The organism is Massilia sp. 01N410 (assembly GCF_056399665.1).
In genome coordinates, this window is sequence record NZ_JBFTRV010000036.1 from 1 (window position 1) to 10,286 (window position 10,286).

Annotated in this window: 10 protein-coding genes and 1 pseudogene; 3 read left to right on the forward strand and 8 right to left on the reverse strand. The window is 63.3% G+C overall.

From position 1 onward, the window contains the following. The first annotated feature begins 621 nt into the window (after positions 1 to 621). From AC1DOP_RS26860 to AC1DOP_RS26870, 3 genes are read left to right on the forward strand one after another with little or no spacing between them, the layout of a single operon-like run. The gene (locus AC1DOP_RS26860) at positions 622 to 2,616 is read left to right on the forward strand and encodes a sigma-54-dependent Fis family transcriptional regulator (protein ID WP_477254334.1); all 1,995 of its coding nucleotides are present in this window, start codon (positions 622 to 624) and stop codon (positions 2,614 to 2,616) included. 9 nt (positions 2,617 to 2,625) lie between these two features. Continuing rightward, on the forward strand, positions 2,626 to 3,219 hold the full coding sequence (locus AC1DOP_RS26865) for a cytochrome b (protein WP_442124924.1): 594 nt from the start codon (positions 2,626 to 2,628) through the stop codon (positions 3,217 to 3,219). Then, positions 3,216 to 4,172, forward strand: a complete 957-nt coding sequence (locus tag AC1DOP_RS26870) for a beta-propeller fold lactonase family protein (protein WP_477254337.1) — start codon at positions 3,216 to 3,218, stop codon at positions 4,170 to 4,172. The genes AC1DOP_RS26865 and AC1DOP_RS26870 overlap by 4 nt, the downstream gene beginning before the upstream one ends. A gap of 3 nt (positions 4,173 to 4,175) precedes the next feature. Here AC1DOP_RS26870 and AC1DOP_RS26875 read toward each other — a convergent pair whose 3' ends face one another. The 8 genes and pseudogenes from AC1DOP_RS26875 to AC1DOP_RS26910 all read right to left on the reverse strand — a co-directional run. After that, complete coding sequence (locus tag AC1DOP_RS26875; protein ID WP_477254339.1) at positions 4,176 to 5,153, reverse strand: ATP-grasp domain-containing protein; 978 nt, start codon at positions 5,151 to 5,153, stop codon at positions 4,176 to 4,178. A 30-nt stretch (positions 5,154 to 5,183) separates the two neighbouring features. After that, the gene (locus tag AC1DOP_RS26880) at positions 5,184 to 5,882 is read right to left on the reverse strand and encodes a hypothetical protein (RefSeq protein ID WP_477254341.1); all 699 of its coding nucleotides are present in this window, start codon (positions 5,880 to 5,882) and stop codon (positions 5,184 to 5,186) included. After that, positions 5,879 to 6,781, reverse strand: coding sequence for a quinoprotein dehydrogenase-associated putative ABC transporter substrate-binding protein (locus AC1DOP_RS26885; protein WP_477254343.1), 903 nt, complete (start codon positions 6,779 to 6,781; stop codon positions 5,879 to 5,881). Before AC1DOP_RS26885 ends, AC1DOP_RS26880 begins: the two co-directional genes overlap by 4 nt. Then, positions 6,778 to 7,191, reverse strand: coding sequence for a c-type cytochrome (locus AC1DOP_RS26890; RefSeq protein WP_442124919.1), 414 nt, complete (start codon positions 7,189 to 7,191; stop codon positions 6,778 to 6,780). The genes AC1DOP_RS26885 and AC1DOP_RS26890 overlap by 4 nt, the downstream gene beginning before the upstream one ends. 76 nt (positions 7,192 to 7,267) lie before the next feature. Then, positions 7,268 to 9,073, reverse strand: a complete 1,806-nt coding sequence (locus tag AC1DOP_RS26895; RefSeq protein ID WP_477254346.1) for a methanol/ethanol family PQQ-dependent dehydrogenase — start codon at positions 9,071 to 9,073, stop codon at positions 7,268 to 7,270. A 27-nt stretch (positions 9,074 to 9,100) separates the two neighbouring features. Beyond that, on the reverse strand, positions 9,101 to 9,445 hold the full coding sequence (locus tag AC1DOP_RS26900; RefSeq protein WP_442124917.1) for a hypothetical protein: 345 nt from the start codon (positions 9,443 to 9,445) through the stop codon (positions 9,101 to 9,103). After that, the gene (gene gfa / locus AC1DOP_RS26905) at positions 9,442 to 10,014 is read right to left on the reverse strand and encodes an S-(hydroxymethyl)glutathione synthase (RefSeq protein WP_442124916.1); all 573 of its coding nucleotides are present in this window, start codon (positions 10,012 to 10,014) and stop codon (positions 9,442 to 9,444) included. The genes AC1DOP_RS26900 and gfa overlap by 4 nt, the downstream gene beginning before the upstream one ends. 26 nt (positions 10,015 to 10,040) lie before the next feature. Further along, a pseudogene (locus AC1DOP_RS26910) lies at positions 10,041 to 10,286 on the reverse strand (S-(hydroxymethyl)glutathione dehydrogenase); the annotation flags it as partial.

Below are 10,286 nucleotides of genomic sequence, written 5' to 3' on the forward strand. Positions count from 1 at the left end.
ACTGACCGTCACTCATTGCTGAGCAACGTTATACTTTTTGTGAACATTTGATAATTTAAGCATTCAGCATCCCGAAGGATGCTGGCACTTCATCAAACGCCCACACTTATCGACTGTTGATTGTTAAAGATCGTATTCGGTACTGCCTTTGCTGCATCCGGCGAATCGTTTTGTTCGTCAGCAGCAGAGGAATGAGATTATGCAGTGTTTCGCTTAACTCGTCAACTCCATCTTTTTCTTCATTGCACTCGGCATGGCCGTTTATACAAGTTTAATCCGTTGATTCTATTAAACTTTTCGTGCGCTGCAGAAGCAGGACGCGAACTATAGCAAAACAAGGCGGCACCACACAAGCCCTGTTGCGCCGACAACGCATCTGAACACCAGACCTCGTTACGAGCGAACAGTTCACACTGATTCAATTAGCCCTGATACCCGTCTGGACTCCAAGAAATCGGGCTCTTCCGACAACGCTATTGGTTAAAAATATTGTGAACACTTGAACTATTTGCTGCCAAGAGTAGTATCTGATGCTGTGGTTGCAACTCAATAACAGTCCATACGATAACAAGCCGTGGCCGGCGCCTTGCCCGGCACATGAGTGAGGACGCAGGAGACAGCATGCCAAACTTTGCCGTGGAACACGTCAACCGTGTCCGCTCGGTCGTTCAAAGCCGAAACGGACCTGGACGTCCTGGAAGCGCAAACCGCATCACCCAGTCCTGGATACGGTGCCTCGACGAATACCGGCTCGACCCCGGCACCTGCGCCGAACCCGAAGTCGTCCCAGTCGCCGAATTACAGGAACGCCAGGAACGCCTGGCCGATGTCCAGGCGGTCGCCAAGGTCGAGATGGCCAACCTGTACCAGCAACTGGCGGGATCCGGTTACGCAATCATGCTGACCGACCGCGAGGGAGTGCTGCTCAATTATTTTGGCGACCCCGCTTTCACGCATGCGGCATCGAAGACCGGCCTGATGCCGGGCGCGGTATGGAGCGAACGTGCGCAGGGAACCAACGGCATGGGCACCTGCCTGTTCGAACGGCGCCCCGTGACCGTGCACCAGGACGAACACTACCTGTCCAGGAATACCGGCCTCTCCTGCGCTGCGGCGCCGATCTTCGATCACGAAGGCGAACTGGTCGGTGTGCTCGACGCCTCCGGCGAGTCGCGCCTGGCCCAGCAACACACACTCGCGCTGGTCAGCATGTCGGTACAGATGATCGAAAACCGGGTGTTCCTGCACCAGTTCCGCCATGATTTCATCCTGCGTTTTCATAACCGTCCGGAATTCGTCGGCACCTTGAGCGAAGGTGCGATCGCCTTGAGTGTCACCGGCAAGGTGTTGGCCGCGACGCGCTGTGCCCTGTTCCAGCTCGGATTCAACGACCGCACCGAGATCGTCGGCCGCGACATCACCGAGCTGTTCAACATTACCTTTTCCGGCCTGATCGACAGCACGGTCAGGAAAGCCTTCCACCCGGTACCGATCTTTGAAATCCGCAACGGCGCCCGTTTTTTCGGCGTAATGTACCAGCCTCTGTCGACCTCCGGTCCGCGCCATGCGGCAGCGATCGGACTCCTGCCCGGGGTCGGTGCCAAGGAAGAATTCTCCATCCAGCCCGACAGCCCGCTCGACAAATTGCAGTTCGGCGATCCCGTCATGGCTGCCAATGTCGAGAAAGCCAAACGCGTTCTCGAGCGCAACGTCGCGATCATGTTGCTGGGCGAGACCGGTACAGGCAAGGAGATGTTCGCGCGTGCCATCCACGCGTCCGGCAGCCGGGCCAGCTGGCCTTTTATAGCGATCAATTGCGCATCGATACCGGAATCGCTGATCGAAAGCGAACTGTTCGGCTATCGCTCCGGCGCCTTTACGGGCGCCAGCAAGGAGGGGCAGCGCGGCAAGCTCCTGCAGGCCAATTCGGGCACGCTCTTCCTCGATGAGATAGGCGACATGCCGGTCGCCCTGCAGGCCCGGCTGTTGCGGGTACTCGAGGAACGCGAGGTGGTCCCGCTCGGGAGCGAGACCCCGGTCAAGCTCGACATCCGCCTCATCAGCGCCACCCATTGCGACCTGCAAAAGAAGATCGAACTCGGCGCCTTCCGCGAAGACTTGTATTACCGCTTGCAAGGCGTGACGCTCACTCTGCCGCCATTGCGCGAGCGCGTCGACCGCGCAGCCTTGATCCGGCACCTGGCGACGGAGGAAAGCGACGAGGGCAGCCCGGTCGAACTCGATACTCGCCTCTTGTCCTCGCTCGAACAGCAGCGCTGGCCCGGCAATGTACGCCAGTTGCGTCACCTGTTGCGCAGCATGATCGCCCTGCGGGACACAGACTGCCTGACCGTGCGCGACCTGCCGCCCGAATACCGGGATAGTACTGCCGAGGCGGTGCCGTCGACCTGTGCCGGGATGGAAGCGGTGGCCATGACCGGGTCCAGCCTGAACACGCTCGAAAGCGCCGAACGGCGCGCGCTGCTGCAGGAACTCCAGCGTCACGAGTGGAACCTGAGCGGCGTTGCGCGGGAACTGGGCATCAGCCGCAATACCCTGTACCGCAAGCTACAGCGGCTCAACATCAAGCCGCCCGAGAAATCGCTGGTTCACTGAACGGAGCCCATGCACAAGCCCGAACGCGACCGCTACACAAGCACGGCCATCGTCCTGCACTGGCTGATCGCCCTGCTGCTGCTCGGCCAATTCGTGTTTGGCCTGATGCTGGACGATATTCCGCGCGGCACGCCGGAACGCGGCATGTATGTCAACCTGCACAAGAGCAGCGGCATCCTGATCGGCCTGCTGATCGTGCTGCGTCTCGCCTGGCGCCTGATGCATGCGCCACCGCCACTGCCCGACAGCATGCCGCCCTGGCAGCGGCACGTGGCCAGGCTCAGCCATGCAGTCCTGTATCTTTGCATGCTGATCCTGCCGCTATCCGGCTATCTTGCATCGAATTTCAGCAAGCATGGCATCAAGTTCTTCAACCTGGTGCGCCTGCCGCCCTGGGGCCCCGACGACAGGGCGCTGTATGTCCTCTTCAACCAGACCCACCATATCGCCGCGCTGCTGCTCGCGCTGTTCGTCGGCTTGCATGTGCTTGCGGTCGGCAAGCACATGCTGATCGATCGCGACGGCCTGTTGTGGCGCATGTGGCCACGCCGTGCCGTGCGGCGCATCCGCCGCCATGCCGGCCTTCCCTTGGAGAACCGATGATCATCAGCCCGAAGCACCTCGTTTCGACCACCCTCGCGCTGCTGGCGGCGCTGCCGTCCTTCCTGCATGCCGAACCGTTCGCATACGTCCCCAACGAGGGCGCCGGCACGGTGTCCGTCATCGATACCGCCACCGACCAGGTGGTCGCCTCCCTGCCCGGCGGCAGCAAGCCGCGCGGCCTGGCTGTCGGCCTCGACAGGCACTGGCTGTACGTCAGCGACCAGCCGAACAATAGCCTGCAAGTGGTCGACGTCGCTGCCCGCAAGTTGGGTGCAGCGATCGCGCTGGGCGAGTCGCCGGAAGGTGTCTCGATTTCTCCGGATGGGCGCTGGGTGGTGGCGGCGGTCGAGGGCAAGAACGATATCGCAGTGGTCGACACACGCAGCAATGCGCTGGCGTTCGCGATCAAGGTCCACGGCAAGAACCCCGAACACGCGGTGTTCAGCCCGGACGGGCACCTGCTCTTCGTCAGCGCGGAGGAAGGCGACGCCGTCGACATCATCGATTTCGACGCGCGCAAGCAGGTAGGCCAGGTCGCGGTCGGGGCGCGCCCACGCGGCATCGGTTTCCTGCCCGACAGCAGCCGCGCCTACGTGGCGACGGAAAATGCCAACGAAGTCTTCGTCATCGACACCAGGAACTTTGCCATCGTTGCCCGCATCAAGGCCGGGCTGCGTGCGAACGGCATCGCCGTCCATCCGGGCGGCAAGCAGGTCTATGTGTCGAACGGCGGCGATGGCAGCGTGTCGGTCATCGATACCGACAGCAACCAGGTCGTGGCGACGATTCCGGTAGGTCAGCGCCCATGGAACATGGCGCTGACACCGGACGGCAAGAAGCTCTACGTGGCGAACGGCCGTTCGAACAGCGTGTCGGTGATCGACACCGCCAGCCGGACCAAGCTGCGCGACATCCCGGTCGGCAAACTCCCCTGGGGCGTCGCGATCAGGTAGTCCTCAATCCGCTCCGTTGCCAAGATCCACGCTGACGGCACGGCGGGCCTGCAAGGGACCGGGCATGGCCGCCGGCCCCTTCAACAGCTCGATGACCATGCCTGCCGGGTTATGCCCGATCGCGGCGTGCAGGCCGACATAGGCGGCGGTAAGCCGCGGATTCACATCCAGCACCACAGGGCCATCGCTCGTGAGGGCGAAGTCGACGCCGACATACCCCCACAGGCTGGGAATTGCCGCCGCCACTTTCTGGGCCAGGCGACCGAGAGCGCCATCGCGATCCTCCAGCCCGCCGACGGTGCTGCCAAGGAAGTGAAAGCGGTTGTTGCGCATGGCCACCCGCTCCAGGTTGCAGCTCAGCACCCGTGCCACGCCATCGCAGCACAGCAGGGACAGGCTGCCCAGTTTGCCGGCAATGAAGGGCTGCAGCACATAGCCCTCCGCCGCCGCGACACGGATCCATGCCAGCGCCGCCGCACGATCGCTGAACAGGCGGATGTTGAAGCAGCCGGCGCCGCCGTCGGGCTTGACCACCCAGGCGCCCCGCTCGTCGGGCAAAACGGCGTGCGGACTGTAGGTTGCGGCAACCGGAACGCCGCCGTCTGCCAGCGCGCGCGCCACTTTGAGCTTGCTGCTTGCCACCTGCACGGCGCCGGGTGCACTACCCAGCAGGATCCGGTTGGCGCCCAGGATCTCGCGCGACAAGCGTTCCAGCAAGCCTTCCGATTCGATCGCCAGAGGCCATACCGCATCGGCCGCTTCCATGCCAGCCTGGAAGCGCTCGCTGAAAGCCGGCCGGGCCCCGGGGGCGTCCTGCACAGGCGCTATCGTCGTCAACTCGATGCCGGGCACGGCGCGCAGGTCAGCCTGCAAGGCCTGCAGCAGCATGTCGCTCTGGCGCCGGAGCGACTGCGGCAGTCGCCGCGGCAGCGGCCCGCCGGCGGTCGCGTAATCGAATGCGAATACTTTCAACGGCGCCATCGCGTGTCTCCTGCTGACGTCCCATGCGACTCAGGGCTGCTTGGGCGTGACGCTGATCAGGGTCAGGGTTTCATCGATCAGGGGCACAGGCGCCGGCACGCCCGGCATGCTGGCGGCGGTCCGTACCGTCTCGGGCTTGCCGACCGAAGTACGCAACTGATACAGGCCTCCAGGCACCTGTTCGCTCAGGACGAAGGTGTACATCTTGTGCACGTATTTCTCGAAGCGTGCATGCATGGGGTCGTTCAGGTAAGGCTGGATGCGAACCACCTGCGCATCGAGGGTCCGGCCCTGGTAGACGATCTGCTGCCGGCTCAGCTGGGCGCCTTCCGCCAGCGCCATGCGGATCCGCTTGCGGAAATAACTGGTCGAGCCCCCGGTGAGTCGCTTCATCTCGGCGATGTCGTGCTCGAGGAAGCCGAGCAGGACCGGGTTGCCATGGGCTTCTTCGAGCGCCGGAATGTCCTGTTTGTGCTCGCCTGACAGGAAATGCAGGGTCGCACTCAGCTTGCCCTCGACCTGGGCAAGGTCGAGCCGCACTTCGTCGCTGAAGCCGGGCTCGACGTTGCTGTCCTTGCGAAAGGCATACACCAGCGTCGCCGGTGCCTTCAGGCGCGCCAGGTGGTCGGTCTCGAACAACAGGGTTTCGGCGGACGAGATCGGCTGGGCAGCCGCCGGGCCCGCGGCAAGCGCGGCAAGCATGGCAAACATTGCGAGCCGGCGCATCATGGTTTCACCGTACGCTGGGAAGCGAGCACCCGTCCCTGCTGGTCGAGCTGCGGTACGCCGTACTCGTCGAGGATGGCGGCGATCTTGCCCCGGTTGGCATCGATCAGCTGGTCGATGCGCTGCCTGAATTCCTTGTCTCCATGACGCACCGCCATCGCGATCTCGAAATCGAGCTTCATGCCCGGACGCGAGGCGAGCGGCACGGCCACGATCGGCGCCGCGTGCGTATTGCGTGCGAAGTAGCCGGCAATCGGGCCCCAGACGAAGGCGACGTCGATCTTGCCGCTGGCGAGGTCGCGCTCGATGATCTGGCCCGGGTACTGCTCGGCGTCGCCGGTCTGGTTCTGGTACCAGTCGACCTGCTCCATGAGCCTGTTCTGCATCAGCCAGTCGGTGACCGGCGAGGACGTGAACGCGCCGAAGCGCAGCTTGCCGCGCTGCTCCGGCTTCAAGGCCGCCAGATCGTCCAGGCCGCGCACACCGTCCAGCCCCCTGCCCTTCACGTACACCAGTGCATAGCTCGAGTGGTAGTAAGGGCGGGTGGTGGCCGCCATGTCGAACCCGGCCGGCACGCCGGTCACCAGGTCGCACTTGAAACGGTCGGAATTCTCCAGCTTGGCGCGCAGGGTATTGCGGATGAAGCCGATACGCTGCGGGAACCATGTGTGTTCCAGCTTCCATCCCAGCTCCTGGGCGAACAGGGCCGCGATCCTGTTCTCGAAACCGGCCTGATCGCGGTTCGAGAACGGCAGGTTGTTCGGATCCTGGCAAACACGCAATACCTTGTCCTGGCCCGGACCTGCGTCATTCATGGCCTGCTGGGCGGCGATCGGTCCGGCCAGGCAGAGCAGCGCCAACGCTGCCCCCGCCAGCCTGCCCAGGCTGCCGGGCCACCTCATTTGCCGATCTCCTGCAGGCGGCCCGGCTGGATCGCGCCATCCGAGCGTCCTTTCAGATAGGAATACAGGTTGTCGATGTTCTCGACCACCATCTTGCTGCCGTCGAAGTTGGGCATGCCCTTGTCGATCCTGCCGTGCAGGACGGTCTGCTTGAACTGCTCTTTGGTGAGCACTTTCAGGCTGTCGATCAGCGAAGGGCCGACCATGCCTTCCTGCGCCGCGCCGTGGCAGCGCTCGCAGGCCAGTGCACGCCAGGTTTTCCAGCCGCTCAGGGTCTGGGCGTCCACCTTGTTGCCGTCGGCTACCTTGTAGGGTGCGGCACCGGCGGGCGCGGCAGTCTCGTCGGCCACGGCGGGTACGGCGGCCATGCAAAAGGCCGCGCTCAACATCAGGGTTACGAATTTGTTCATGGCGATTTCCGGTAATGACAGGGTACGGCCACCGGCCTGCGACATGCCGGCGGCCGCGCGATACGGATCCTGCGGATCAGCGATCCGGCAGCGCGAACACGGTCAGCACGCCACCGAGTTCGGTATATTTGGCCAGGTCCTTGTAGCCGCCCACGGCGCCCAGTCCTTCGGTGCCCTTGGTCAGGCCGGCCGCCAGGCCGATGCCGGCCCAGCCGCCGATGCCCGACAGCACGCCGACATACTGCTTGCCCTTGTATTCCCAGGTCGTGACGTTGCCGATGATGCCGGACGGGGTCTTGAACTTCCATAGTTCCTTGCCGTTGTGGTCGACCGCCTTGATATAGCCTTCCAGGGTGCCGTAGAACACCACGTCGCCGGCGGTCGACAATGCGCCGCTCCACACCGAGAACTTCTCGGGCTTGGACCAGACGATCTTGCCGGTGCCGGCATCCCAGGCGATGAAATTACCCAGGCCGCCATGGCTGTTCGGCGCCGCATACATCGACAGGGTCGAGCCGACGTAGGGTTGACCGGCCGTATACTCGATCTGGAAGGGCTCGTAGTCCATGCACACGTGGTTGGTCGGCACATAGAACAGGCCGGTCTTGTGCGAGTAGGTAGCGGGCTGCTGGTCCTTGGTGCCGAGGGCCGAAGGACAGATGCCCTTCGAGTTGACGTCCGGCCCGTTCTTGTCGGTACTGTACTTCGCCACCACGACCGGACGTCCGCTCTTCATGTCGATGTGGCTGGCCCAGTTGACCGCCGGATCGTATTTTTCGGCGACCAGCAATTCGCCGCTCTGCCGGTCCATCGTGTAGGCAAAGCCGTTGCGGTCGAAGTGCACCAGTGCCTTGCGCGGCTGGCCCTTGACCTTCATGTCCGCCAGGATCATTTCGTTGACGCCGTCATAGTCCCACTCGTCGTGCGGCGTCATCTGGTAGACCCATTTCGCCATGCCGGTGTCGAGGTCGCGGGCAAAGATCGTCATCGACCACTTGTTGTCGCCCGGGCGCTGGCGCGGGTTCCAGGTGCTGGGGTTGCCGCTGCCGTAGTACACCAGGTTCAGTTGCGGGTCGTAGCTGTACCAGCCCCAGGTGGTGCCGCCGCCCAGCTTCCACTGGTCGCCCTGCCAGCTCTTCAGCGAAGAGTCGGGGCCGACCGGCGCCATCTTGCCGTCGGTCCAGGTCATGGTCTTGGCCGGGTCGATCAGCATGTCCTGGTCCGGCCCGGTGCTGAAGGCCTTCCACAGCAGCTTGCCGGTGTTCGGATCGTAGGCGGCGATGCGGCCGCGCACGCCGAACTCGCCGCCGCTGATGCCGGTCAGCAGCTTGTCCTTGAAGATGTGCGGTGCATTGGTGGTGGTTTCGCCGATCTTCGGATCGCCGACCTTGGTCTTCCACAGTTCGGCGCCGGTCTTGGCATCCAGCGCCACCAGCGTGGTATCGGCCTGCTGCAGGAAGATCTTGCCGTTCGAATAGGCCAGGCCGCGGTTGACCGTGTCGCAGCACATCACCGGAATCACGGTCGGATCCTGCTTCGGTTCGTACTTCCAGCGGATGCTCTGGTCTTCCAGCGAGATCGCGAGCACCTTGTTCGGGAAGGGACTGTGCAGGTACAGCGTGTCGCCGATGATCAGCGGCCCGCCTTCGTGGCCGCGCAGCACGCCGGTCGAGAAGGTCCAGGCCACCTGCAGGCTCTTGGCGTTCTTGCTGTTGATCTGCTTGAGTTCGCTGTAACGCTGGTTGCTCAGGTCGCCGGCCTGCATGGTCCAGTTCTTCGGGTCCTTGCTCAGCTGTGCGAGGTCGGTGTCGGCCGCGAAGGCCGGCGAGGCGGCGAATACAAGGCAGGGCCACCAGCGGATCAGTCTTGTTTGCAATGACATGTTGGTCTCCTAATGTTTTCTTGTGGTTCAGCGCTGCTGCACATGGCAGGCCTTGTTCGCATTGGCCTGAATGGTTCTGTACTTGTCGGCCATGACCTTGACCGTAGGTGCATCACGAAACACGCCGCCGCGTTCCCCTGCCAGGGCCTGGTCGCGCAAGGCGGTCGACATCGCCACGAAGTCCTCGTAAGGCATCGCCTCGGCGATGCGGTCGATGACGCACGAGCACTTGTAGAGGAATTCGTACTTGCCGTCGTGCTTTTGCATACACTCCAGCACGTACTCCACCCGCCCACTGGTCGGGAATTCGTTGGGCTGCGCGGCGGCGGGCGCCGCCAGCGATGCCAGCAACAGCACGCGCAAGAGCTTCATAGGATGCCCTTGGCTTTGGCGACGTGGGTCGAGATGGCGTCCATCAGCGGCGGCGACAGGCAGTCGTAGGGTGGCAAGCCGATCTCGTTCAGGCGCGCACGCACGGTCCCCATGTTTTCGGGACGTGCGCCGGATTCGATGATGGACGAGACGAAGGCCGCGAAGGTGGGCGCCGCCCAGCCGCGCTGGTTCGAGCGCTCGGTGTGCACGAAGTCCAGGCCATAGAAAGGATGCGCAGTGTTTTCGATGCGCCCGAGCATGTGCACGCCGCACTCGCGGCAGGCATGCCGCACGATGGTGGCGGTGGCATCGACCGGCTGCAGCTTGTCGCCGTTGGCGACCACCTGCAGGTTCTCGCGCGGCACCACCGCAACCTGGGAGAACAGCGACCCTGCCGGCTTCCAGCATTTGGTGCAGCCGCATACGTGGTTGTGCGCCACCTGCCCCTTGATCTCGACCGTCACCGGGTCGGTGGCGCACAGGCAGGTCAGGGTCCCGCCTGCAAAGTCCGGCGCCTCCGGCGGGATGCCCTCATCGACGGCCGGGTGAATATGGACTGCACTGTTCATGATCATGTCTCCTCTTGTCGTTGGACTTAGTACAGCACTACCGAACGGATCGATTGCCCGCTCTTCATCAACTCGAATCCTTCGTTGATGCGCTCGAGGGGCAAGGTATGGGTAATCAGGTCATCGATGTTGATCTTGTTTTCCATGTACCAGTCGACGATGCGGGGCACGTCGGTGCGGCCGCGGGCGCCGCCGAAGGCCGAGCCTTTCCAGACGCGGCCGGTGACCAGCTGGAACGGACGGGTCGAAATCTCCTTGCCCGCTTCGGCCAC

Excerpts from the sequence above, each read along its gene's own strand:
- AC1DOP_RS26860 (WP_477254334.1), top strand. The coding sequence starts at position 622 with ATGCCAAACTTTGCCGTGGAACACGTCAACCGTGTCCGCTCGGTCGTT.
- AC1DOP_RS26865 (WP_442124924.1), top strand. The coding sequence starts at position 2,626 with ATGCACAAGCCCGAACGCGACCGCTACACAAGCACGGCCATCGTCCTG.
- AC1DOP_RS26870 (WP_477254337.1), top strand. The coding sequence starts at position 3,216 with ATGATCATCAGCCCGAAGCACCTCGTTTCGACCACCCTCGCGCTGCTG.
- AC1DOP_RS26875 (WP_477254339.1), bottom strand. The coding sequence starts at position 5,153 with ATGGCGCCGTTGAAAGTATTCGCATTCGATTACGCGACCGCCGGCGGG.
- AC1DOP_RS26880 (WP_477254341.1), bottom strand. The coding sequence starts at position 5,882 with ATGATGCGCCGGCTCGCAATGTTTGCCATGCTTGCCGCGCTTGCCGCG.
- AC1DOP_RS26885 (WP_477254343.1), bottom strand. The coding sequence starts at position 6,781 with ATGAGGTGGCCCGGCAGCCTGGGCAGGCTGGCGGGGGCAGCGTTGGCG.
- AC1DOP_RS26890 (WP_442124919.1), bottom strand. The coding sequence starts at position 7,191 with ATGAACAAATTCGTAACCCTGATGTTGAGCGCGGCCTTTTGCATGGCC.
- AC1DOP_RS26895 (WP_477254346.1), bottom strand. The coding sequence starts at position 9,073 with ATGTCATTGCAAACAAGACTGATCCGCTGGTGGCCCTGCCTTGTATTC.
- AC1DOP_RS26900 (WP_442124917.1), bottom strand. The coding sequence starts at position 9,445 with ATGAAGCTCTTGCGCGTGCTGTTGCTGGCATCGCTGGCGGCGCCCGCC.
- gfa (WP_442124916.1), bottom strand. The coding sequence starts at position 10,014 with ATGAACAGTGCAGTCCATATTCACCCGGCCGTCGATGAGGGCATCCCG.